This window comes from Bacillus sp. AY2-1, from assembly GCF_008368965.1.
GTDB classification, from domain to species: domain Bacteria; phylum Bacillota; class Bacilli; order Bacillales; family Bacillaceae_G; genus Bacillus_A; species Bacillus_A thuringiensis_S.
Genome location: NZ_QPEL01000052.1, coordinates 1 through 303, shown reverse-complemented (window position 1 = coordinate 303; position 303 = coordinate 1). Strand labels below are relative to the sequence as shown.

Genomic DNA, 303 nt, shown 5'->3' with positions numbered 1-303 from the left:
AAATATCACCGCAAGTGAAGAAAGAAAATGTAGGGAATATAGTGTCACCGCAAGTGAAAAAAGAAAATGTAGGGAATATAGTGTCACCACAAGTGAAGAAAGAGAATGTAGGGAATCACCACAAGTGAAGAAAGAAAACGTAGGGAATATAGTATCACCAAATATATCGAAAGAAAATGTAGTTATTCCACAAGTCATACCGCCAAATATTCAAATGCCAAATATAATGCCAATTATGGATAACAACCAACCACCAAATATGATGCCAATTATGGATAACAACCAACCACCGAATATGATGCC

General features: G+C 35.6%; 1 pseudogene. It reads left to right on the top strand.

Going from position 1 to position 303, the window contains the following annotated elements:
• A pseudogene (locus DN403_RS31740) lies at window positions 1-303 on the top strand (peptigoglycan-binding protein LysM); the annotation flags it as partial.